Source organism: Bradyrhizobium sp. UFLA05-109 (assembly GCF_054185165.1).
Genome location: NZ_JBBIAR010000044.1, coordinates 1 through 23,329, shown reverse-complemented (window position 1 = coordinate 23,329; position 23,329 = coordinate 1). Strand labels below are relative to the sequence as shown.

At 64.4% G+C, this 23,329-nt stretch carries 21 protein-coding genes and 1 pseudogene; 8 read left to right on the top strand and 14 right to left on the bottom strand.

The genetic code is table 11. From position 1 onward, the window contains the following. Window positions 1–145: 145 nt before the first annotated feature. From Q3C01_RS28385 to cyoA, 7 genes are read right to left on the bottom strand one after another with little or no spacing between them, the layout of a single operon-like run. A complete protein-coding gene (locus Q3C01_RS28385) occupies window positions 146–679 on the bottom strand; it encodes a response regulator transcription factor (RefSeq protein WP_458148590.1) in 534 nt (177 codons plus the stop codon). Beyond that, window positions 669–2,066 (bottom strand): ATP-binding protein, encoded by a 1,398-nt coding sequence (locus Q3C01_RS28380; protein ID WP_458148589.1) that lies wholly within the window; start codon window positions 2,064–2,066, stop codon window positions 669–671. Before Q3C01_RS28380 ends, Q3C01_RS28385 begins: the two co-directional genes overlap by 11 nt. Further along, complete coding sequence (locus tag Q3C01_RS28375; RefSeq protein ID WP_458148633.1) at window positions 2,038–2,877, bottom strand: SURF1 family protein; 840 nt, start codon at window positions 2,875–2,877, stop codon at window positions 2,038–2,040. The genes Q3C01_RS28380 and Q3C01_RS28375 overlap by 29 nt, the downstream gene beginning before the upstream one ends. Beyond that, window positions 2,877–3,254: a cytochrome o ubiquinol oxidase subunit IV gene (gene cyoD / locus Q3C01_RS28370; protein ID WP_458148588.1), complete on the bottom strand. Its 378-nt coding sequence runs from the start codon at window positions 3,252–3,254 to the stop codon at window positions 2,877–2,879. Before cyoD ends, Q3C01_RS28375 begins: the two co-directional genes overlap by 1 nt. After that, window positions 3,251–3,880, bottom strand: coding sequence for a cytochrome o ubiquinol oxidase subunit III (cyoC, locus tag Q3C01_RS28365; protein ID WP_458148587.1), 630 nt, complete (start codon window positions 3,878–3,880; stop codon window positions 3,251–3,253). Before cyoC ends, cyoD begins: the two co-directional genes overlap by 4 nt. Continuing rightward, window positions 3,881–5,878 carry a cytochrome o ubiquinol oxidase subunit I gene (gene cyoB / locus Q3C01_RS28360; RefSeq protein ID WP_458148586.1) on the bottom strand — a complete coding sequence of 666 codons (1,998 nt, stop codon included), beginning with the start codon at window positions 5,876–5,878 and terminating at the stop codon, window positions 3,881–3,883. An 11-nt stretch (window positions 5,879–5,889) separates the two neighbouring features. Then, window positions 5,890–7,062, bottom strand: a complete 1,173-nt coding sequence (gene cyoA, locus Q3C01_RS28355) for a ubiquinol oxidase subunit II (RefSeq protein WP_458148585.1) — start codon at window positions 7,060–7,062, stop codon at window positions 5,890–5,892. Between the two features lie 178 nt (window positions 7,063–7,240). On the opposite strand from cyoA, the gene Q3C01_RS28350 reads away from it, so the two are divergent. Next, window positions 7,241–8,569 (top strand): MFS transporter, encoded by a 1,329-nt coding sequence (locus Q3C01_RS28350; protein WP_458148584.1) that lies wholly within the window; start codon window positions 7,241–7,243, stop codon window positions 8,567–8,569. Between the two features lie 133 nt (window positions 8,570–8,702). Here the strand turns inward: Q3C01_RS28350 and Q3C01_RS28345 are convergent. After that, window positions 8,703–9,996, bottom strand: a pseudogene (locus tag Q3C01_RS28345) (M48 family metalloprotease). Window positions 9,997–10,065: 69 nt separating this feature from the next. Then, window positions 10,066–10,818 carry a thermonuclease family protein gene (locus Q3C01_RS28340; RefSeq protein WP_458148632.1) on the bottom strand — a complete coding sequence of 251 codons (753 nt, stop codon included), beginning with the start codon at window positions 10,816–10,818 and terminating at the stop codon, window positions 10,066–10,068. Between the two features lie 217 nt (window positions 10,819–11,035). On the opposite strand from Q3C01_RS28340, the gene Q3C01_RS28335 reads away from it, so the two are divergent. From Q3C01_RS28335 to Q3C01_RS28320, 4 genes are all read left to right on the top strand, one after another. After that, window positions 11,036–12,247 carry an ABC transporter substrate-binding protein gene (locus tag Q3C01_RS28335; RefSeq protein ID WP_458148583.1) on the top strand — a complete coding sequence of 404 codons (1,212 nt, stop codon included), beginning with the start codon at window positions 11,036–11,038 and terminating at the stop codon, window positions 12,245–12,247. A gap of 179 nt (window positions 12,248–12,426) precedes the next feature. After that, the gene (locus tag Q3C01_RS28330; protein WP_458148582.1) at window positions 12,427–13,218 is read left to right on the top strand and encodes an enoyl-CoA hydratase; all 792 of its coding nucleotides are present in this window, start codon (window positions 12,427–12,429) and stop codon (window positions 13,216–13,218) included. Between the two features lie 2 nt (window positions 13,219–13,220). Continuing rightward, window positions 13,221–13,985, top strand: a complete 765-nt coding sequence (locus Q3C01_RS28325; protein ID WP_458148581.1) for a VOC family protein — start codon at window positions 13,221–13,223, stop codon at window positions 13,983–13,985. Window positions 13,986–14,146: 161 nt separating this feature from the next. Then, a complete protein-coding gene (locus Q3C01_RS28320; protein ID WP_458148580.1) occupies window positions 14,147–16,261 on the top strand; it encodes an acetate--CoA ligase family protein in 2,115 nt (704 codons plus the stop codon). 194 nt (window positions 16,262–16,455) lie between these two features. Here Q3C01_RS28320 and Q3C01_RS28315 read toward each other — a convergent pair whose 3' ends face one another. The 3 genes from Q3C01_RS28315 to Q3C01_RS28305 are packed head-to-tail and all read right to left on the bottom strand — an operon-like array spanning window position 16,456 to window position 19,517. Further along, window positions 16,456–17,262 (bottom strand): enoyl-CoA hydratase/isomerase family protein, encoded by an 807-nt coding sequence (locus tag Q3C01_RS28315; protein WP_458148579.1) that lies wholly within the window; start codon window positions 17,260–17,262, stop codon window positions 16,456–16,458. Window positions 17,263–17,273: 11 nt separating this feature from the next. Beyond that, the gene (locus tag Q3C01_RS28310) at window positions 17,274–18,434 is read right to left on the bottom strand and encodes an acyl-CoA dehydrogenase family protein (protein WP_458148578.1); all 1,161 of its coding nucleotides are present in this window, start codon (window positions 18,432–18,434) and stop codon (window positions 17,274–17,276) included. An 18-nt stretch (window positions 18,435–18,452) separates the two neighbouring features. Continuing rightward, the gene (locus tag Q3C01_RS28305; protein ID WP_458148577.1) at window positions 18,453–19,517 is read right to left on the bottom strand and encodes an acyl-CoA dehydrogenase family protein; all 1,065 of its coding nucleotides are present in this window, start codon (window positions 19,515–19,517) and stop codon (window positions 18,453–18,455) included. Between the two features lie 237 nt (window positions 19,518–19,754). Between Q3C01_RS28305 and Q3C01_RS28300 the strand changes: the two genes are divergently transcribed. Continuing rightward, window positions 19,755–20,540 carry an SDR family NAD(P)-dependent oxidoreductase gene (locus tag Q3C01_RS28300; protein WP_458148576.1) on the top strand — a complete coding sequence of 262 codons (786 nt, stop codon included), beginning with the start codon at window positions 19,755–19,757 and terminating at the stop codon, window positions 20,538–20,540. Between the two features lie 197 nt (window positions 20,541–20,737). On the opposite strand, the gene Q3C01_RS28295 is transcribed toward Q3C01_RS28300, so the two are convergent. Further along, window positions 20,738–21,004, bottom strand: coding sequence for a GlsB/YeaQ/YmgE family stress response membrane protein (locus tag Q3C01_RS28295; RefSeq protein WP_458148575.1), 267 nt, complete (start codon window positions 21,002–21,004; stop codon window positions 20,738–20,740). Between the two features lie 48 nt (window positions 21,005–21,052). After that, window positions 21,053–21,646 (bottom strand): YidB family protein, encoded by a 594-nt coding sequence (locus Q3C01_RS28290; RefSeq protein ID WP_458148574.1) that lies wholly within the window; start codon window positions 21,644–21,646, stop codon window positions 21,053–21,055. A gap of 206 nt (window positions 21,647–21,852) precedes the next feature. Here Q3C01_RS28290 and Q3C01_RS28285 point away from each other — a divergent pair, with 206 nt between their 5' ends. Further along, window positions 21,853–22,860, top strand: a complete 1,008-nt coding sequence (locus Q3C01_RS28285; protein ID WP_458148573.1) for a 2-dehydropantoate 2-reductase — start codon at window positions 21,853–21,855, stop codon at window positions 22,858–22,860. A 28-nt stretch (window positions 22,861–22,888) separates the two neighbouring features. Continuing rightward, window positions 22,889–23,104 carry a hypothetical protein gene (locus Q3C01_RS28280; protein ID WP_458148572.1) on the top strand — a complete coding sequence of 72 codons (216 nt, stop codon included), beginning with the start codon at window positions 22,889–22,891 and terminating at the stop codon, window positions 23,102–23,104. Window positions 23,105–23,329: the final 225 nt, after the last annotated feature.

Here is a 23,329-nt window from a genome sequence, read left to right as displayed (position 1 = left end):
GGCCTTCGCAGCCGTCGACCTACGTCAACAGCCGCGTAGGGTGGGTTAGCGAAGCGTAACCCACCTCTTCCCCTTCTGCGAAGATGAACAGTGGTGGGTTACGCTTCGCTAACCCACCCTACGATGACGGCGAGGCAGGGTCAGCTCACTTCACCGGCCGTTTCTCGAGCTTTCGTGCCAGCGTGCGGCGGTGCATGCCGAGCCGGCGTGCGGCTTCCGAGATGTTGAAATCCGTTTCGATCAGCGTCTGGTGGATGCGTTCCCACTCCAGAGTCTTGATCGAGGTAGGCCGGCTATCCAGCGCGACCTCGGCATTGCCTTCGGCTTTCTGGAACGCGGCCTCGATGTCATCGGTGTTGGAGGGCTTTGCGAGATAGTGGCAGGCTCCAAGCTTGATCGCCTCCACCGCGGTGGCGATGCTGGCAAACCCCGTGAGCACCACGATCAGCATGTCGGGATCATGGGTGTGCAGGAGTTCGACGCAGGCCAGCCCCGAAGCGCCGCCGAGCTTGAGATCGACGACGGCGCGACCGAATGATTTGTCCTCGAGCTCCTTCCGGACCTCTTCGATCGAGGCCGCGATCACGACCGAATAGCCGCGGCGCTCGAACGAGCGTTTAAGCGTGCGCGCAAAGCCGGCGTCGTCCTCGACGATGATCAGGGACTGCTCAGGCGTCAAAACCGCCTCCGATGGCGAGCATGGAGAGCGGTAGCACGAGCCGAACGGTGGCGCCGCGCTTCCTGTGGTTCTCCGCGGTCACCACGCCCCCGAGCTTGCGCACGACGTTGACCACCAGGAACAGGCCGAGCCCACCGCCGGCGCGGCCCTTGCTCGACTGGTAGGGTTTTCCGAGTTGCGCCAGCATCTCCGGCGCAAAGCCCGGGCCGCGGTCGCTGATCGACAGCACGAGCTTGTCGTCCTCGCGCTCGGCCAGGAGCTCGACCCAGTCGCGCGAGACCTCGTAGGCGTTGTCGAGCACGTTGAAGATCACCTGCTTCAGCGCGATGTCGGAGACGATCGCAACGTCCTCGCCGAAGGTGTTGGTGAAATAGAGCGTGCGCGCCGAGCGCGCGTTGCGCCATTCCTCGACCAGCGCGGTCAGGAACGCGGCCACCGTCGTCGGCGCCGAGTCCTCGCCGCGGGCTTCGCCGGCCGAGACCAGGATGCCCGTCACGATCGACTTGCAGCGTTGCAGCGAGGTCTCCATCTCAGCGAGATCCTCGGCGAGCTCACGGTCGTCTGCGAGATCCGGCATGCGGCGCCAGTCGTTGAGGATGACCGAGAGCGAGGCGAGCGGGGTGCCGAGCTCGTGCGCGGCGCCGGAGGCGAGCAGGCCCATGCGAACGATGTGATCTTCCTCGGCGGCATGCTGGCGCAGCGCCGCCAGATGGGCATCGCGCTCGCGCAGGTTCCTGTTGATGCGGGTCACGAACACCACCAGCAGCACCGCGTTGAGCGCGAAGCCGAAGAGCATGCCGACGACGGTCAGGCTGTAGGTGTTGCTCAGGGGGTTGTGCGGCAGGTCCAGCGGCCGGTAGGCGACCGTCAGCCAGACGAACGCGGCGCAGGTCAGCGCCACCAGCGACCAGGTCGAGCGAGCATCGAGCAGCACCGCACCAAGCGTTACCTGCAACAGGAACAGTGAGGTGAAAGGATTGGTGGCGCCACCGCTGAGGTAAAGCTGGGCGGTGAGCGCTGCGACGTCCAGCATCAGCGCGACCAGCAGCTCGTTGTTGGTGATCGCTGCGCGATGGCGCACCCAGACCAGGCTCGAAATGTTGAGCAGCACGAGCGCGGAGATCACCGCGCCCATCCGCGTAAGCGGCAGCTCGATGCCGAGTCCGAAATGCGCCGCCCCGATCGTGACGATCTGGCCGACGACTGCGGTCCAGCGCAGCTGGATCAGCAGCGCCATGTTCTTGCGGTTGGTCTCGTCGTCGGTCGGCGCGGGCAGCGACGCCGCGGTCAGCTCGGTGCGGCCGTCCGCCTGCGCGGGAAGCGCAGCCGCATCATGTCCGAGAGAGAGCTGTTCCTTCTCAGGTCGGCCCGACGATCGTTCCAGCATCTGATCCCGTCCCGTGGGCGGCGGTCTCGCCGACCCTTTCGTGGACAACGCGCCCGCGACGGAATGGTCCGCCGCCGAATGTGACGTAAAGTTTGCCGGCCAGCATAAAGGCCAGCGCAAACCATGTCAGCGCGTAAATCAGGTGGTTATTGCGAAAGCGGACCACGGTCAATCCGCCGATCGGATAGACGCTGGCGTTGGGGACCGCGTCGGCGTCGATGAAGAAGGGCGCGACATCGCCCAAGTCGCGCGCGGCGGCGATTGCCGCGACGTCGCGGGAGTACCAGCGGTCATGCGCGGGATCGTTGTCGCGCAGGAAGCCTCCCTTCGGCTCGGTCATGCGCAGCAGGCCATCGATCTCGATCGTATGGGGCGCACTGCTGTCTGCGCGCGTCGCGGGATCACGCTTGTCCGCCGGCACGAAGCCGCGATTGATCAGGACGAGCCTGCCGTCGTCGCGCCGAAGCGGCGTCAGCACCCAGAAGCCGGCGCCTTCCTCGGTCACGGCTTTGACCAGCGTCTCCCGGTCATTCAGCAGGCGGCCGGCGACGCTGACGTGGCGGTATTCGTCGGTCGCGGCAGTGACCGCGGACCAGGCCGCGGGCGGCGGCAACATGGTCGGCGCGGCATGAACGCGCGTCTCTACGCGGTCGATCAGCGCCAGCTTCCAGGCGAGCCGTTCGATCTGCCAGACGCCGAGGCCAATCAGGATGGCGATGGCGAGGAGGGAGAGCGTCGTGAGCCACAAAGACGGGCGCGCAGCCCTGGTGCGGCTGCGCGTTTTCCGTTCGTCATGTCTCACGGATGCGATCAATTCATCCCGCTCATCTGGTGGACCGGCATCATGTTGCCGTTGAGGTGGTTCATCACCCACAGCGAGCCGGACAGCGCGATCACGACCATGACGATGGTGAAGATCATCGCCATCATGCTCCAGCCGCCCTCGACCTTGGTGTTCATGTGCAGGAAGTAGATCATGTGCACGACGATCTGGACCATAGCGAAAGCCATGATCACGAGCGCGGTGACGTGCTTGTTGGGAATCGCTCCGCCCATGACGAGCCAGAACGGAATGGCGGTGAGCACGACCGAGAGCACGAAGCCCAGGAGATAGGTCGAGAGCGAGCCGTGCGCATGCGCATCGTGATGATGATCGGCCGCATGTGCGGCGTGAGTGTCGGTGCTCATCGCAGAACTCCAAGGAGATAGACGAAGGTGAAGACACCGATCCAGACCACGTCGAGGAAGTGCCAGAACATCGACAGGCACATCAGCCGGCGGCGGTTGGCCTCGATCAGGCCGAACTTCCAGACCTGCACCATCAGCGTCACCAGCCAGATCAGGCCGCAGGTAACGTGCAGGCCGTGGGTGCCGACCAGGGTGAAGAAGGCCGACAGGAAGGCGCTGCGTTGCGGGGTTGCGCCCTCGTGGATCATGTGGGCGAACTCGGTAAGCTCGATGCCGATGAAGGCGGCGCCGAACAGGCCGGTGATCAGGAGCCACATCTGCGTCTGGCCGATCTTGTTCTGCTGCATCGTCAGCATCGCAAAACCGTAGGTGATCGACGACAGCAGCAGCATCGAGGTGTTGACCGCGACCAGCGACAGGTCGAACAGATCCTTCGGCGCGGGGCCGGCGGCGTAGTTGCCGCCGAGCACGCCGAAGGTCGCGAACAGGATCGCAAAGATGAGACAGTCGCTCATCAGATAGATCCAGAAGCCGAGCGAGGTGCTGTATCCTTCCGGATGCGGGTGCTCGTCAGCGAGGTAGAACAGCGGCTCGCCCGACTGGTCGGGTTTTACAGCGATCGTCATTTACTTGGCTCCGGCGAGCAGTTGGGTGCGCGCTTCTTCGGTCCGGACGACCTCATCGGCCGGAATGTCGAAGTCGCGGTGGTAGTTGAAGGTGTGACCGATACCGACGGCGAGCATCGCGATGAAGCTCGCGGCGGCCAGCCACCAGATGTACCAGATCAGGCCGAATCCCATCGCGGTGGCGAAGCCGGCGAGGATGATGCCCGTGCCGGTGCTGCTGGGCATGTGGATCGGCTTGAACCCGGTGAGCGGACGCCGGTAGCCGCGCTTCTTCATGTCCCACCACGCGTCATTGTCGTGAACGACGGGGGTGAAGGCGAAATTGTAGTCCGGCGGGGGTGAGGAGGTCGCCCATTCCAGCGTGCGCGCGTCCCAGGGATCGCCGGTGACGTCCTTGAGCTGCTCGCGCTTGAGGAAGCTGACCGCGAACTGCATCAGCATGCTGAGGATGCCGAGGAAGACGAGGCCGGCGCCGATCGCGGCGATGACGAACCAGATCTGGAGCGAAGGATCGTCGAACACGCGCAAGCGGCGGGTCACGCCCATCAGGCCGAGAACGTAGAGCGGCATGAAGGCGAGGTAGAAGCCGGTGACCCAGAACCAGAACGAAAGCTTGCCCCAGAACGGATCGAGCTTGAAGCCGAATGCCTTCGGGAACCAGTAGTTGATGCCGGCGAATGCGCCGAACACGACGCCACCGATGATCACGTTATGGAAGTGCGCGATCAGGAACAGGCTGTTGTGCAGGACGAAGTCGGCCGGGGGAACGGCGAGCAGCACGCCGGTCATGCCGCCGAGCACGAAGGTCAGCATGAAGGCGATCGTCCACAGCATCGGCAGCTCGTAGCGAATGCGGCCGCGATACATCGTGAACAGCCAGTTGAACATCTTCGCGCCCGTCGGGATCGAGATGATCATCGTGGTGATGCCGAAGAACGAGTTGACGCTGGCGCCCGATCCCATCGTGAAGAAGTGGTGCAGCCAGACCAGGTACGACAGGATGGTGATGACCACGGTGGCGTAAACCATCGAGGTGTAGCCGAACAGCCGCTTGCCGGAGAAGGTCGAGGTGACTTCGGAGAAGACGCCGAAGGCGGGCAGGACCAGGATGTAGACCTCGGGATGGCCCCAGATCCAGATCAGGTTCACGTACATCATCGGGCTGCCGCCGAAATCGTTCGTGAAGAAGTTGGTGCCGATGTAGCGATCGAGCGAGAGCAGCGCGAGCACGACGGTCAGAACGGGGAAGGAGGCGACGATCAGGACGTTGGTGCAGAGCGACGTCCAGGTGAACACCGGCATCCGCATCATGCTCATGCCGGGGGCCCGCAGCTTGACGATGGTGCAGATCAGGTTGATGCCGGATAATGTCGTGCCGACGCCGGCGACCTGCAGTGCCCATATGTAATAGTCGACGCCGACATCGGGACTGTAGCCGATGTTCGAGAGCGGCGGATAAGCGAGCCAGCCGGTGCGGGCGAATTCGCCGATGAACAGCGAGGCCATCACCAGCACTGCGCCGCCGACCGTCATCCAGAAGCTGAAATTGTTCAGGAACGGGAATGACACGTCGCGCGCGCCGATCTGGAGCGGCACGACATAGTTCATCAGGCCCGTGACCAGCGGCATCGCCACGAAGAAGATCATGATCACGCCATGGGCGGTGAAGACCTGGTCGTAGTGATGGGCGGGGAGGAAGCCTTCCGAGCCGCCGAACGCGAGCGCCTGTTGCGCGCGCATCATCAAGGCGTCGGCGAAGCCACGCAGCAGCATCACGATGCCGAGGATCATGTACATGATGCCGATGCGCTTGTGGTCCACGGTGGTGAACCACTCGCGCCACAGATAGCCCCAGAGGCGGAAATAGGTGACGCCGGCGAACAGCGTGATGCCGCCGAGCGCGACAGCGATGAAGGTGCCGACCAGGATCGGCTCGTGGAACGGCAGCGAATCGATGCCGAGACGGCCGAAGATGAGCTTGAGAAGATCAGGAGACATGCTGGATCTCTTTAGGAGTCTGACTTCGGACGATGTCCGAGGAAGAAGGACGTCGACTTGAGCGGCGTGAGGGTTGGCCGCTTCAATCCGGCGCCGAGCAGCGGCGTGGTGTCGGCGCGGGTCTTGATCGCGGCGCTCGTCTGTCCCTGCGGTGCGTCAGGCGTGCAGGTGCTGGCCACGAAGCTCGGCTCGGGACCGAAGGCGGTACCGCGGCGGGCATATTTGTCGTAGGCAAGCGGCTGGGTGTTGTTCAGCCCTTCATGGCCGGCGCCGCCCTTGGCGTCGATTGCCATCATCTCGCTCATGCACATCTTGCCGGGCTCGACACACATGTTGAGGATGAGGCGGTAGAGATCGGCATCGACGCTGGCGTAGCGGCGCACCGGCTCGTTCTGGCTCGGCTTCTCGAGCTGGAGATACTCGCTACGGCCGAGCGATCCGCCGGCAGCTTTGGCCTTCGCGATCCACTCGCCAAAGCCCTTGTCGTCGAGGCCGTGGAAGGCGAAGTGCATGCCGGAGAAGCCGGCGCCGGAGTAGTTTGCCGAAAAGCCCCTGTAGGTGCCGGCGTGGTTGACCACCGCGTGCAGCTTGGTCTCCATACCCGGCATCGCATAGATCTGGCCGGCGAGCGCGGGGATGTAGAACGAGTTCATCACCGTCGAAGCGGTGATGCGGAAATCGATCGGGCGATCGACGGGAGCAGCCAACTCATTGACGGTGGCGATGCCGTAGTCGCGATAGATGAAGAGCCACTTCCAATCGAGGGCGACGACATCGACCTCGAGTGGCACCGTCGCCTCATCGACTCGCTGATTGGCGGCGATGCGATCGAGGGAGCGGTAGGGGTCGAGCAGATGCGTTCCCATCCAGGTCAGCGCGCCCAGGCAGATGATGATCAGCAGTGGCGTCGACCAGATTACGAGCTCGAGCTTCGTCGAGTGGTCCCATTCCGGCTCGTAGCGGGCGGACTTGTTGGACTGGCGGTAGCGCCAGGCGAACAGCACCGTCAGCGCCATCACGGGCACGACGATCAGCAGCATGAGCACGGTGGAGATGATGACGAGGTCGCGTTGCTGGGCCGCGACATCGCCGGCTGGCGCCAGCACCACAAAGTCGCAGCCAGAGAGTGCGGCAGCCAAAGGTAGTAGCGCGAAGATCCTGAGGATCAACCGTAAACGGGACACGGGTAGGCCTTTTGTTGGAAATTTCGTAGTCCAGCCAAGGCGTAGCTGCGGCGCACCAATTGGGACATTGGACAATTTGTCCAATGTTGCAGTGCGGGAGGTTGCGCCAGACAGGGGCAGGCTGCCCGGCGACCGCGGGGTGGTCGGCTTTGGTTTTCAGGACGTTAAGAGCGCAGGAATGGCGACCGCACAGACCCCCGCAATGGCAGGCATCCACCCCGGCGAGCACGGCCATGACCATGCCAATCCCGGCGAGATCGCCATCGGCGTCATTATCGGGCGCACGTCGGAATTCTTCGACTTCTTCGTCTATGCGATCGCCTCGGTGATCGTGTTTCCGCGTCTGGTCTTTCCGTTCGCCACCGAACTGACCGGCACGCTTTATTCCTTCGCCATCTTCGCGCTCGCCTTCATGACGCGGCCACTCGGCACCGTCATTTTCATGACGATCGACCGCGAATACGGCAAGACCGCAAAACTGGTCGCCGCGCTGTTCCTTTTGGGCACCGCGACCGTGGCGATTGCGTTCCTGCCCGGCTACAGCGACATCGGTGCGGCTGCGATCTGGCTCTTGGCGCTGGCGCGGGCAGCCCAGGGTCTCGCCTGGGGTGGCGCGTGGGACGGGCTCGCCTCGCTGCTCGCGCTCAACGCGCCGCCGAACAAGCGAGGCTGGTACGCCATGGTGCCGCAGCTCGGCGCGCCGCTCGGGCTGATCGTGGCGAGCGCGCTGTTTGCGTATTTTGCGGGCAATCTCTCGGCCGACGATTTCTTCGACTGGGGCTGGCGCTATCCATTCTTCGTCGCCTTCGCCATCAACGTCGTGGCGCTGTTCGCCCGCCTGCGCATGGTCGCGACGGAGGAATATGCCTCGTTGTTCGAGACCCGCGAACTGCAGCCCTCACGCATCTCCGACACCGTCGCGCGCGAAGGCCACAACATCATGCTTGGCGCCTTCGCGCCGCTCGCGAGCTTCGCGCTGTTCCACATGGTCACGGTGTTTCCGCTATCCTGGGTATTTCTGTTCACCCATGAAAGCCCGGTCAGGTTCCTGATGATCGAGATCGTCGGCGCCGCCTTCGGTGTCGCGGCGATCGTGGCCTCCGGCATCATCGCCGATCGCGTCGGCCGCAAGTCGCTGCTGATGGGCTCGGCGATCGCGATCGCGGTCTATAGCGGCTTTGCCCCGCAACTGCTCGATGCCGGCGCGTTCGGCGAGACCATCTACATGGTGCTCGGTTTCATCCTGCTTGGGCTGTCCTTCGGCCAGTCCTCCGGCGCGATCGCCTCCAACTTCAAGCAGATGTACCGCTACACGGCCTCGGCGCTCACCTCCGACATGGCCTGGCTGTTCGGCGCCGGTTTTGCGCCACTCGCCGCGCTCCTGCTCGCCACCAATCTCGGCGTCATTGCCTCGGGTGCCTATCTGCTCTCCGGCGCATTGTGGACGCTGATGGCGCTCTGGCTCAGCGGCCAGCGCGAACGCGGCGATATGGATGCGGGCAACTAGTCAGCTGCTTGGCAGCCGCACCAACTCCAGTGCGTAGGGTGGGCAAAGGCGCTCTTGCGCCGTGCCCACCATCTATCCACGATGTGCGACATAAGTGGTGGGCAGGCTTGCGCTTTGCCCACCCTACGAGAGCTCAATCCACCACGATCTTCACGCGGTCGCGCACTTTCACCTGCGCGTGGGCGTCGAGGCCGTTGAGCACGCGGAAGCGCTCGGTCGGGTGATCGACGCCGGCCATGCGGTGAGCGAGCGATTCTACGGTGTCGCCGGGCTGCACGGTGATCACCTTGATGCGCAAGGGACGCGCGGCCTGGATTTCCTCGAGCGTCAGGCGGCGGAATGAGTTCACCGTCTCGCGCGCGTTGCGCTCGCTCTCGGTGGTCTTCTGCCGGCTCGCGAAGATGAAGCGGTAGACGTCGCTGCCGAAGCGCAGCGCGTAGACCTTGAACTGCCACTGGTCGCCCTTGGCGGTCACGGCGGCAGCCGGGAAGCCGTTGATGGTGATGTCCTCGGTCGAGGATTTGTCGACGCCTTCCATCCATCCGGAATTGAGATAGTCGCCGAGCGTCTGCTCGGCCGGCACCCGCACGACGTCGAAGCGCATCGCCTGTGAGCCGCCCTCGCGCACGCCGATCACCGCCTGCGCGGTGTTGTCGAGCGTGAAGTTGTCGGGCGCCTGGAAGGTGAAGCCGAGCTTGGGGTGCAGGAAACGGCGGCCACGAACAAAGCCTTCGCTCGGGTCCTCGCCATAGACGATGTTGTCGATCGCGCCGAGATAGGCCTCGCGGTCGCGCTCGGCGCCCTCCGGCGCTGCATATTGCCGCGCGATCGACTGGGCGTTCTGTACGCGCTCGGGGGTAGCCGGATGCGAGGAGGTAAAGTCCTGCGCGCGCGGATCGAGCGCGTTCTTGCCGGCCTTCAGCTCGGCGTTGCGCTCCATCGCCGAGAGGAAGCGCGCCGCGCCATAGGGATCGAAATGCGCCCGCGCCGAGATGCCGACGCCGATGCCGTCAGCCTCGAATTCCTGGTTGCGCGAAAAGCTCGCCATGGTGAGCTTGGTCTTGGCGAGCGCGAGCGCGGTGAGCTCGGGATCGTTGCTCATGTCGGTGACGACGCGGGTGACGATCGCAGCTTGGCGCGCCTGGTCCTCGCGCATCGCGGCGTGCTTGGACAGCACATGCGCCATCTCATGGCTATGTGTATAAGAGACAGTCGTAGGCCCCACCATAGCTGGCAAGGATGCGCTCGTGTTCCTTCTCCGTGGCCGGCGTCTGCGCCACCGCGGGCTTCGGCTTGGGCGGTGCGACGACCGGCGGGGCCGCGGTCTGGAACCGGCCCATGTCGCCGCAGCCCGAGAGCAGCGTCCCGAGGCCAAAAGATAGACCGAGGCAAAGCGCAGCCGGCGCAGCCCGAAGGCGGCGGCTCACCTCTGTTCCGCGTCCCAAAACCCCATCCACGTCGCTTAACCCGTGCCTGGCCTTAAGGCCTTACCCCGGCTAGTTCGTGCCCAGCAATTCGATCTGTCCCACCCGGAGCGCGTCAATCCGCGGCCCAACATTTCCCTCGACCCAACCCCGGACTCGAATCTTTCGATTTTCCAGGGACTTGAGAACGATCCCGGCGCTCTCGAAGGCCGGAACCATGCGCCTTGAAATAGTCACAGCAAAGCCGCGTGTCCAGTTCCGGCCGAAGTTGAGGTAAGTCGTTGCCCCAGCTTGCCGGACGGAGAGGACTTTACCCTCGACCACTACGAAGCGCCCGATCCCGGTCAAAATATCGTCCGGACTTTCCGCGTTTTTTATGACCAATGGGTCAGCCCAGCTGCCCTTTTTTTCGCGACGCGCCTCGGCCTCTGCCGCCATCAGGGCTGCCGCGCAGTCCTTGTCTGCGATCTCGGCGGAGAGGATTGCATCACCCTGGGACAACAGGAGGGCCTGTACGGAGGTGTCGCTCTCGCCGACGAAAACCAGCGCTGGCTGACGGCCATAGCGGTCCGGCGTGTCATCGGCGCCGCGCAGGCGAACGTCGCGGCCGGCGAGCATCGCGGCCAGCGCCTGCTTCGTCGTTGCAGTCGGCTCGATGCCGAGGAGGCGCGCCTCGCGCCCGTCATCGAGACGCAAGCTGCGCGCATCGACGATGTCGGCGACGCGTCCTTCGCCCTGCGGTTCGAACTGGCAGGCAGCGGCAAAGGCTGTGTCGTGACAGGTCGCGAGAAGCGCTGCTGCGATGAGTATCGTAGGGTGGGCCAAGCGAAGCGTACCCACCACATTCGTTGTTCGAGGAAATTGGCCGGCACGGCGCGTTTGCGCCTTTGCCCACCCTGCGAAGTCATTCCATTTTGCGGAAAACAAACGTCTCACCTCGCGATGCTGCTGCGCTTGCTGCACCCTGACGCATGCTGCATGATCTCGCCAATACCAATAATCAAGCCGCCATCAGAGTACGGCGCGATAAGGGAGATTTGCCATGAAGAGGATTTTGTCCGGCATTTTCATCGCGGCGTTGGTCGCGAGCACGGCGCAAGCCCAGGACAAAGCCCAGGACAAGCCGCCTCTCAAGCTCGGCGGCATTCTCGACATGTCGAGCCTCTACGCCGACATCACCGGTCCTGGCAGCGAGATGGCGGCCAAGATGGCGGCGGAGGATTTCGGCGGCGAGGTGCTGGGCCGCAAGATCGAGATCCTCGCAGCCGATCACCTCAACAAGGCGGACCTTGCCGCCAACATCGCGCGCGACATGATCGACAACCAGGGCGTCGAGATGATCTACGACGTCGCGGCCTCCGCCACCGCGCTTGCAGCAGGCGAGATCGCGAAAGCGCGCAACAAGATCGTCATCTTCAATGGCCCGGGCTCGATCCGCCTCAGCAACGAGGCCTGCGGCCCCTATACCGTGCATTACGTCTTCGACACTTTTGCGCAGGCCAACACGACCGGACTTGCCGCTGTGAAGTCCGGCCTCGACACCTGGTTCTTCCTCACCGCCGACTATGCCTTCGGCCAGGATCTGGAGAAGGACACCAGCACTGTCGTGGTGAAGGCCGGCGGCAAAGTGCTGGGCAATGTCCGCCATCCGCTCAACACCTCGGACTTCTCGTCCTTCCTGCTTCAGGCGCAGGCCTCCAAGGCCAAGGTGATCGGGCTTGCCAACGCCGGCGGCGACACCGTCAACGCCATCAAACAGTCGGCTGAGTTCGGCATCATGAAGGGCGGCCAGAAGATCTCGCCGTTGCTGGCCTTCGTCACCGATATCGATTCGATCGGGTTGGAAACCGCACAGGGCCTGCTCCTGGCGGAGGCCTTTTACTGGGACATGAACGACGAGACGCGCGCTTTCTCGAAGCGCTTCATGGAGCGCGTGAAGCGGCCGCCGACCTCGGCGCAGGCCGGCGTCTATTCTTCCGTCACGCACTACCTGAAAGCCGTGAAGGCGGCCGGCACCACCGATGCCGCCGCGGTCATGAAGGTGATGAAAGGGACGCCGATCAACGACTTCTTCGCGCATGATGGCAAGATCCGCGAGGACGGCCGCATGGTGCACGACATGTACCTGTTCGAGGTCAAGAAGCCGTCGGAGTCCAAGGGGCGGTGGGACGACTACAAGCTACTCGCCACCGTGCCCGGCAACGAGGCGTTCCAGTCGCTCGAGCAGTCGCGCTGCCCGCTGGTGAAGAAATAGCCGTCATTGCGAGGAGCGAGCCCGACAACAGGTCGTCATCCCGGGGCTCGCGAAGCGAGAGCCCGGGATCCATCGGGCCGCAGAGATCGCTGGGGGATGGATTCCGGGCTCGCGCCAAGGGGCGCGCCCCGGAATGACGATGTGAGAGAGTGGCACCATAGAAGAAAGGCAAAACACCCATGAGCAACGACATGGTCCTGCAAAAGCTCGAAGGCGGGCTGCTCACCATCACCATGAACCGCCCCGAGCGGAAGAATGCGCTGAACCCCGACATGGTGCGCGGGCTGGTCGAGGCGGCGCGGCGCGCGGCCGATGATCCGGATGTCCGCGCGGTGCTGTTCAGGGGCGCCGGCGGCAGCTTCTGCGTCGGTGGCGACGTCAAGTCGATGGCCGAGGGGCGTGCGCCGCTGCCGTTCGAGACCAAGCTCGCGAACCTGCGCCGCGGTATGGAGGTGTCGCGCATCCTGCATCAAATGCCCAAACCCGTGGTGGCGCAGCTCGACGGCGCGGCGGCTGGCGCGGGTCTCTCGATGGCTCTGTCCTGCGACCTTCGCATCGCCAGCGAGTCCTGCAAGATCACGACCGCCTTCGCAAAGGTCGGCTTCTCCGGCGATTACGGCGGCACTTATTTCCTCACCCAACTCATCGGCAGTGCGCGGGCGCGCGAGCTTTATCTGATGTCGCCCGTGCTGAGCGCGAAGGAGGCGCAGGCCATCGGCCTCGTGACGAAAGTGGTGCCTGACGCCGAGATTGACGCCGCCGCGCACGAGCTCGCGCTGTCGCTGGCGCAGGGTCCGTCGATCGCCCTTGGCTACATCAAGCGCAACATCAACAATGCCGAACACCTCCCGCTTGAGGACTGCTTCGACGGCGAAGCCATTCACCACACCCGCTGCGGCGATACCGAGGACCACAAGGAAGCCGCAAAGGCTTTTGTCGAGAAGCGGAAACCCACTTTCAAGGGCGCTTGACCATGGCACCTTATATACGCTTGCGGCAGATCTGCCTGGTTGCGCTTCAGCTCGAGCCCGTGATCTCCGATATTGCAGGCATCATGGGCCTTTCCGTTTGCTATCGCGACGGCAATGTCGCGAAATATGGCCTGGAAAATGCGCTGCTGCCGATCGACACGATCCTGCTGGAGGTGGTGGCGCCGTCCAGGGACGGCACCGCAGCCGGCCGTTTCATCGCCAAGACCGGTGGCCGCGGCGGCTATATGGCGATCTTCTGCTGCGACGATCCGGACGCGCGCGGCCGCAACGCGAATGCAATGGGCGTGCGCACCGCGAACGTGATTGACCATCCGCCCTATCAAGGGGTGCAACTGCATCCCCGCGACTGCCGCGCCGCCTTCATCGAGTTCAATCACACCAAGGGCAGCGACGATATCTTGGGCCCCTATCCGCCGGCGGGGCCGGATTGGCAAAAGTTCATCCGCAAGGACGTGACGCAGGCGCTGACGGCGGTCGAGATGCAGAGCCCGGATCCGCAAGGCCTGGCCGAGCATTGGGGGAAACTGATCGGCGTCGCGCCGAGCAAGGCGGATAGTGGCGAGACCGAGCTGAAGCTGCCTAACGCCACCTTCCGCTTCGTCAAGGGCGGCGCTGAAATCATGAGCGCGCTGGAGTTCCGCGTGGCCGATGTCGCGGGTGTTCTGCACGCTGCAAGGGAGAAGGGGCTCGCGGTAGCAGGCAATGAATTCTTGCTGAGTGGGGTGACGTTCCGGCTCAGTGCTTGACCAGTTGGCACATTTGCCTGTTGGGTCGTCATGCCCGGGCTCGTCCCGGGCATCCGCGTTCTTGACCCGAGATGCTGGTGCAGGAGGTGAGGCGTGGATGGCCGGGACAAGCCCGGCCATGACGGGGATAGGTTGAACAAGAGCAAAGAGATACATACCCCATGCCGCATCTGCTCGACAGCTTCTTCGCGCCGGCAAGCATCGCGCTGATCGGCGCCTCGCGCGATCGTGAGAAGATCCCGGGCCGGCTGCTGTCGATGCTGCGCAAGAACGAGTATCCCGGACGAATCTATCCCGTGAACCCGAACTACGCCGAGATCGACGGGCTCACCTGCTACAAGTCGATCACCGACATTGGTGTGCCGATCGATCTTGCCGTCATCATGATCCCGGCGCTCGTGGTGCTGCCGGCGCTCGAGCAATGCGCCGCCGCCAGCGTGAAGAACGCCGTCATCATCTCCTCGGGCTTCGCGGAGGAGGGCGGCGACAGCGCCGTGATGCAGCAGGCAATCGCTGATCTGGCCGCACGCACGGGCATGCGCATCTCCGGCCCGAATGCCGAAGGGTTTTTCAGCCAGGTGCAGCGCGTGGCGGCGACGTTCAGCCCGGCGGTCGACGTCAAGCCGGGCGTGGCGCCGCTGGTCGCGACCACGCGGCGGATCGGCATCGTCGCGCAAAGCGGCGGCATCGGTTTTGCCTATTACAATCGCGCGAAGGCGCTCGGCGTTGCCGTGAGCTACGTCGTCTCGACCGGCAACGAGTCCGATCTCGGCGCTGGCGAGTTCCTGGACTATTTGGTGCAGGACGCCTCGACCGAGGTGATCCTGCTGTTCATCGAGGGCATCCGCGACGTCGAGAAATTTCTCGCAGCTGCACGGCGTGCCGCCGAGGTGAAGAAGCCCGTCATCGTGACCAAGGTTGGCCGCAGCAGTGCGGGCGAGCGTGCGGCGGCATCACACACTGCCAGCATGGCCGGATGGTCCTCGGCTTATGATGCCGTGTTCGCCAAGTACGGCTTCATCGTCTCGAACGATCTCGACGAAGCGCTCACGATCGCCGCGGTGCTTGCCAGCAATCCGCTGCCGAAGGGCGATCGTGTTGCAGTCGTCACCGTGTCCGGCGGCGCGGGCATCTGGGGCACCGATGCGGTGGCGCTGAGGGGCTTGCAGGTGCCGGAGCTCTCCGAGCCGGTTCAGGCGGAGATTGAGACATTGATGCCGTCCTACGGCACTGCACGCAATCCGATCGACGTCACCGCCCAGGGCGTGACCTCGGGCGGTTTGCAGAAAAGCGTCGATCTGCTCAGCGCTTCCGACGAGGTCGATGCGATCCTGGTCATGCTGTCGCTGTCGAGCGAGGTGCGGATGCCCTTCAAGGAGGCGGAGCTGAAGCCGCTGCTGGCGGCGCAGAGGAAGCCCGTGGTGTTCTATTCCTACACGCTGCCATCGGATTTTGCGCGACGGGAGCTGGCCAAGTCCGGCGTCGTTGTGCTGTCGGGCCTCACCCATGTCGGGGGCGCTTTGCGGCAGCTTGTGGACTTCGCGAGATTTGACCTGCCCAAGCCTGCGGAAAAGGCGCAGCGACCGGGGCACGATTTCTCGGCTTTTTTGACGTCGCCGGTGCTGTCCGAAACCGACAGCAAGGCCCTACTCCGTTCGGCCGGCATCGCGCTCCCGGACGAGGTGCTGGTCGCAGAGAAGAGCGGACTCGATTCGGCGATCGCGCGTGCCGGCTTTCCGCTGGTGATGAAGATTCAGTCGCCCGACATTCCGCACAAGAGCGAGGTCGGCGGCGTGCGGGTGAACGTTACGACCAAAGGCGAGGTGTTTCTGGTGTTCGAGCAACTCCTGAACAATGCGCGCAGGCATCGGCCGGATGCCGCGGTTCAGGGCGTTCTGGTTGGGCCAATGGCAAAGAAGGGCGTCGAGATCATTGTCGGCACGATGACGGACAAGACGTTCGGCCCGATGGTGATGGTGGGGCTCGGCGGTATCACGACCGAATTGTTCCGCGACGTCATCTACCGCCCCGCGCCGGTAAGCGCGGCGGAAGCTGGCGCGATGCTGGCCGGGCTGAAAGCAGCGCCGCTGCTGAACGGGTTTCGCGGGGCTGCCAAGGCGGATGTTGCGGCACTGGCGCAGTTGATCGCGGACATCTCCGTGCTTGCGGCACGGCATGCGCGGGAGATTGCGGAGATCGAGCTCAACCCGGTGCTCGTACATCCAGAAGGGCAGGGTGTGACGATCGTGGACGCGCTGGTGGTGAGGCGGAAGTAGCTAGCCGCAAACACCGCTGTCGTCCCGGCGAAGGCCGGGACCCATAACCACAAGATTTAGTTTAGCGAAGACTCGTGGTTACCAGCTTCGTGCTACAACCTCGCCCTGGGGGTATGGGTCCCGGCCTTCGCCGGGACGACAGTCGAGAATATGGCGACAGCGGAAAGCAATGGCGTCGGCTTGCGCAGTCGTAATCACCGCCCTTTGAAATTCGCCACGCGCCGTTCTTCCGTGGCTTTGACGCCTTCCTTGAAATCTTCCGTCGCGCGCAACCTTGTCTGCTCGGCGAGCTCGTGATTGGTCGCCGCCATCACGCGATCGGCCAGCCCTGCCCGCATCGTGGCACGCGTGGAGACGAGGCCGAGCGGCGAGCATTCGGCGATCTCGCCGGCGAGCCTCAACGCGGCCGCCTTCACCTGGTCCTGCGGCACCAGTTCGTTGGCAAGGCCCCATCTGTGGGCCTCTTCGCCGGTGACGCGGCGGCTGGTGTAGAACATCAGCTCGGCGTTGTTCTTGCCGATCAGCTCGGGCAGCGTCACGGTCAGGCCGAATCCGGGATGGAAGCCGAGTTTGGTAAAGTTGGCGGAGAAGCGCGCCTCCGGGCAGGTGACACGAAAATCTGCCGACACCGCGAGCCCGAGCCCGCCGCCGATGGCTGCGCCATGCACGGCGGCGACGATCGGCTTCTTGGCGCGGAAGATGCGAACGGCCTGGATGTAGAGATGATTGATCGGCCCAAGGCTATCGGCCGGATCGCCTTTTGCTGCGCGCGCCTCCTGCTCCTGCCGGGCCGGGTCGTTGAAATTGGCGCCGGCGCAGAACGCCTTGCCCTGCGCCGACAGGACGGAGGCGCGGATTTCGATGTCAGAATCGAACTCGTCGAGCGCATCCGCGATCTGGTTGATCAGGGAGATGTCGAAGAAGTTGAGCGGCGGGCGGCGGATCTCGATGGTGCCGACGTGCCCGACCTTCTCGACGCCGATGTCCTTGTAGCTCGTCATGATGATCCTCGTTAGCGCAAACCAAGTCCGCGGGCGATGATGCCGCGGAGCACTTCGGTGGTGCCGCCCTGGATGGTCAGTTTCGGCGCGGTCTTGATGGCGAAATCGAGCTGCCGCTCGAGTGTCTCGCGATTGCTGGCAGTCTCCTCGACGAAGGCGGCGAGATCGCGGACGCGATGCGGCAGCTGCTGCTCCCACACCGTGCCGATGTCCTTGACGATGGAGGCCTCCACCACGGGCTCCTTGCCCGCCTGCAACATGCCGGCAACCGAGACCGACATGCGCCGCATGGTGTGGAGCTGCGCGACGAGGCGGCCGATGCCTTCGGCGCTGCGCGTATCCGGATCGCTGCCGATTGCGCGCACCAGCTCGGTCAGCACGTAGTAGGTTTCGAGGAAGCGTTCCGGACCCGAGCGCTCGTAAGCGAGCTCGGATGTCGCCTGCTTCCAGGCGCCGTCGACCTCGCCCAGCACGTGATCGTCAGGAATGAAATGGTCGGTGAAGACGACCTCGTTGAACTCGTACTGGCCGGTGATCTGGCCGATCGGGTTCACCTTGATGCCCGGCTGCTTCATCTTGACCAGGAACTGCGTCAGGCCGTGACGGCGGTTTTCCTTGGTCGGCTGCGAGGTGCGGAAGATCGCGATCATGTAGTCGGCGATGTGCGCCGACGAGGTCCAGATCTTTGTGCCGTTGATGAGATAGCCCCCGTCGGTCCTGGTCGCCCGCGTCTTGGCCGCGAACAGGTCTGACCCCGAATTCGGCTCGCTCATGCCGATGGCGAAGCACAATTCGCCGCGGCAGATGCGCGGCAGGATGTCCATCTTGATGTGCTCCGGCGCGTATTTGAGCAGGATCGGCCCGCTCTGGCGGTCGGCGACGAAGAAGCGCCGCGTCGGCGCGTTCGCGACGCGCATCTCTTCCGTCACCACATAGCGCTCGAGGAAGGAGCGCTCATGGCCGCCATATTTCTTCGGCCAGGTGATGCCGATCCAGCCGCGCTCGCCGACGCGGCGGGAAAATTCCGGCACGTCGGTGTCTTCGCGATTTGGCTTGAAAGGGTTGAAGGTGCCGCGGGCCATTTCCTCGGCGAGGAAGGCGCGCACTTCCTTGCGCAGCTCCTCGCATTTCGGCGGCAGGCGGATCGGATCGAAACGGAGGGCAGCGGTCATGTTTTTGTTTCCTATCCCTCAGCGTGATGCCACCAGCGGCCACAATTCATCGGCGCCTCTGGCGGCAACGAGCTTGCCGAGCTCGACGGCCCAGTAGCTCTCCGAGCCGAAATCGTCGCGCCAGGCCAGCGCCCGCAGCGAGTAGCGATGCAGGATGTGCTCGATGGTGAAGCCGATCGCGCCGTGCACCTGATGCGCGATGGCGCCGCCCTTTTCGGCGGCCTCCGCGCAGCGGATTTTTGCGGAGGCGGCTTCGAGATAGACCTCGTCATTGAAGGCGGTCGCGCTCGCGATCGCATCGGCGGCGGAGGTCGCAGCCGCCAGCGCCGCGGCGGATTCGCCGGCGAGCTTTGCGAGGTTGTGCTGCACCGCCTGGAATTTCGAGATCTTCTTCTCGAACGCGACGCGCTCGTTGGAGTAGCGCACGGAAATGTCGAGCATGGATTCCAGCGCGCCCGCGATCTGGAGGCTGCGCGCCACCCCGCCCATCAGCATCAGCGTGGTCTGATCAAGGTGCTTCGGCGCGGGCTTGATTGTGATGGGCGCGACCTTGTCGAGCGTCACGACATCGCTGTCGTCGTAGCCGACATTGAGCCCGGCCTCGACCTTAGCCTTGCCGGCATCGACCAGCGCGATGGACACGCCGCCTGCGCCATGCGCCAGCACCGCAAAATGCCTTGCGGCTTTCGCAAAAGGCACGTCGCGGACGCGGCCGGAGAGCGAGCCGTCGGGATTGAGGGTGATGCGGTTCTGCGGGCTTGCCGGCAGCACCGTCATCTCGCCTTCGGTGGAGGCAATCTTCGCCTGCGCGAGCAGCCAGCCGGCGAGCATGGTTTCGGCCAGGGGAACCGCAATGGCAAAACGTCCCGCCGCGTTGAGGAGCGCAAAGCCGTCGGCAAGGCTTGCGCCGGAGCCGCCAAGGTCCTCCGGCACCCACGCCAAAGGCAGGCCGGCCTCGCTCAGCGCCTGCCACAGCGGCGCTTTCCACGCGTCCTTCTTGTCGTTGTTGATGGTTTGCGGATCAGCGAGATCGGCGAAGATTTTCTCCGCGGTCTCGACGACGATGTTGTCACTCTCCGCCACAGCGTTCCCCGTGTTTTGCCATTGGCGCGCCCGTGTTTTCGAGCGGGTGCGCAGCTCTCTTCTTGCGCCCGATGATCGGAAAAAGCCACGGCCCTGACAAGCGTTGGTCGCAGGTCCGCCTGCGGCGCGGGCATGGGCAAAGAGACTAATTCCGCTTAGCGGAGTTTGGTCGATTTGCAGCCGTCCGCAAACTCGCTAAACAGACCGCTGGCATTCACAGCAAGAGAGGATAACCGGATGGCAAAGGACGGCTTGTGCGCAATCGTGACGGGGTCCGCATCCGGTCTTGGAGCTGCGACCGCGGAAATTCTCGCGCGCGGCGGCGCGCGGCTTGTCATCAATTACTCCTCGAGCCAGAAGGAAGCCGAGGCCACCGCCGAGGCCTGTCGCAAGGCAGGCGCGGCCGAGGTCGTGATCGCGCAGGGCGATGTCTCGCGCGACGAGGACTGCCGCAGGATCGTCGCGGCGGCCGAGGCCTGGGGCCGGCTCGACGCGCTCATCAACAATGCCGGTACGACCAAGCACGTCGCTCACGCCAATCTTGACGGATTGTCGGCGGAAGATTTTCAGCGGCTCTATGGCGTCAACACCATCGGTCCATTCCAGATGGTGCGTGCCGCACGTAAGCTGCTCGAGGCCGGCGCGAACGCCTCGGGGCGGGCGTCAGCGGTGGTGAACGTGTCCTCCGTTGCCGGCATCAGCGGCGTCGGTTCCTCGATCGCCTATGCCGCGAGCAAGGGCGCGCTCAACACCATCACGCTGTCGCTGGCGCGCGCGCTTGCGCCGCTGATCCGCGTCAACACGGTCTGTCCCGGTTATATCGATACGCCCTGGTTCACCAAGGGCCGCGGCGAGGATGCTGCCAAGCAGGTGCGCGACAACGTGGTCGCGAAAGTGCCGCTCAAGGTCGCCTCGAGCGCCGACGACGTCGCGCAGCTCGTCTGCTTCCTGGCAACGCCAGCCTCCAGCAACATGACCGGCGAGATCGTGCGCATGGATGCCGGGCTGCATTTGGTTACGTGATGCGTCATTGCGCGTTTACGGCAGGTGCGATTCACATCCCCGCTGTCGTCACCCGCGAAAGCGGGTGATCCAGTATTCCAGAGACATCAATCGTATGCGGGGAAGCCGCGGCGTACTGGATGCCCCGGTCAAGCCGGGGCATGACGAGCGGAGTAGCAGCAGAGGCTCGTGGTTTCAGTTAGCCCCGGCTTATGCCGTCAGCCCTTGATCACGCCGCTCGCCACCAGGCGATGCCAGATGAACAGCACCACCACCGCGCCGATCGTGGCGGTGATGAAGCCGGCGCCCTGGTCCAGGCTGTAATGGCCGATGGCCTGGCCGATAAAGGTTGCGAGAAACGCGCCGACGATGCCGAGGACGGTGGTGAGTATGAAGCCCTGCGGATTCTTCGGTCCCGGCATCAGCCAGCGCGCGATGAGGCCGGCGACGAAGCCGACGACGATGATCCAGATAATCCCGCCCATGTTCGCAACTCCCCTTGCAGCAACGATACGACTGAAATCAGAGCTCGATCAGATCCTGTCCGACAGCTCGTTCTCGGTCGGCAGCCGTCCGTCCGGCGTCAGGTGATCGATCACCTTCGGTAAATACTGGCTGAGACCTGACAGGAGCTCGTCGCGCGACAGGCCGCTCTGGGCCGACAGGCTCTGGATCTGGTCGGCGCCGAGCGCGTTGGCGAGATCGCCCGGTGCGATCGGCTTGTTCTCACCCTTGCCGACCCAGGAATTCGCCGTTTCGCCATGGCCGCCTTGCTGGAGCTGGTTGAGGAGATCGCCGAGCCCGCCGCTGAGCACGCTGCCGGCCGCGCCGCCGGCGAGCAGGCCGCCGAGGCCGCCCTTGAGCACATCGCTGAGCCCGCCGCCGCCGGGCGCGCCGCCCGGAAGCGCTGCACCGCCGGCATTCGCTTGCGTCGGCGGCGGCAAGGGTGACGATTGCGGCGCCGCGCTGCCTTGGCCTGCCGTCAAATGCTTGAATGCCTTCCACGCCAGCAGGCCAAGGATCGCCATGCTCATTGGCGACATGCCGCCGGAGGATTCTTGCGAGCTCGGCGTGCTGGGGCCGCGCGGGCCGTTCTGCATGCCGTTGAGGACGTCGAGTAGACCCATGGTGCTCTCCCGCTGAACATGCCCCGGGCGAAAACATATGGGGCTCTCATGACGGTTACAAGGCGGTCGCGCCGCAACCGCAGGGGCCGATGGGCAAGCGGCGCGGCCTTTGCTATCGAAGGTCCGGCAGGCGCAGGTCCGGTCAGGCGCAGGTCCGGTCAACGCCGCTGTCGAAAGCGGCAAGTTGTTTGGGGAGCAGAGATTAGGTGGTGACGGATCGACCGATCGCCGTTGCGGGCGCGGGGGCCATCGGCTGCTTCGTCGGCGGCACGCTCGCTGCCGCCGGCCGCCGCGTGGCGCTTCTGGTGCGGCCGCGGGTGAAGACCGAGATCGAGCGGTTCGGCCTGCGCCTGACCGATTTCGACGGGGATGAACGGCGACTCTCCGCAGGCCAGCTCGCGCTGTCGGAAGATGCCTCGATTTTTCACAGTGTTGGCGTCGTTCTGGTGACCGTGAAGAGCGCCGACACGACTGAGGTCGCTGAGCTGATAGCCCGGCATGCGCCGCAGGATGCCGTCATCGTCTCCTTGCAGAACGGCGTCGGCAATGTGGGTCTCCTGCGCGAGAGACTGCCGGGGCGACGCGTGCTCGCGGGCATGGTGCCGTTCAACGTCATCGCGATGGGCGAGGGGCGTTTCCACCGCTCGACCTCCGGCGACATTCATGTCGAGAAGGATCAGGCCAATACGGCCGCGGCGCTGTCGGTGCCGGGCCTTGCTATGCGCGCGAGCCCGGACATCGCCGGCGTGCAGTGGGGCAAGCTGATCATCAATCTGAACAATGCGCTGAGCGCCTTGTCCGACATGCCGCTTGCCGCGCAGCTCGCGAACCGGGACTGGCGAAGATTGTTTGCGGACCAAATGGCTGAGGGGCTCGCGACGATGACGGCGGCTGATATCAAGCCGGTGTCGGCGACGCCGATTCCGCCGCGCTGGACGCCGACGCTGCTGCGATTGCCCGACATGATCTTCAACGTGATCCTGGGGCGGACAATGAAGATCGATCCCGAGGCGCGCTCATCGATGTGGCAGGACCTGAAGCAGGGCCGCAAGACCGAGATCGACTATCTGCAGGGGGCGATCATCGCGCTGGCGGACCAGCACGGGGTGGACGTGCCGCTGTGTCGCCGCATTGCGGCGCTGATCAGGGAGGCGGAAAGCGCAGGCCAAGGCCCGCCGCGCCTGACGCCGCGGCAGATCCGCGGCGGTGCATGAGCGCGCTGGTCCGACCCGAGGCGTGCCGATGAAGCCTGTTCTGATGATGGCGATTGCGGCTGCGATGCTTTGCGGTGCATCCACGCTTGCGCAAGCCGTTCCACCCACCGTCACACCGTCGCCCGGCTATGACAGGCGGTTGCAGGAAAGCCGGTCGGCGCCGGGCGGTGCGACGACGACGGTTGCGCCGACCACCGCGCCGGCGACCACGCACAAGCATTCAAGGAAGAAGCATACGAATTGACGCGCTGCATGGTGCTGCGGCTTATCAAGGCCAGTTGGCGACGCTCGAGGCCACACGCTCCCTTGTCATTCCCCGCGAAAGCGGGGAATCCAGTACGCCGCGGCCTATCGATTCAATCACAGCCGTCTCTGGAATGAGCCCGATCAAGTGTTCAGCCCGGGGACATGACCGACGGGTGTTCGGGGACATAGCCGACACTTTTGCCGCTCGCCAAGTCGATGATAG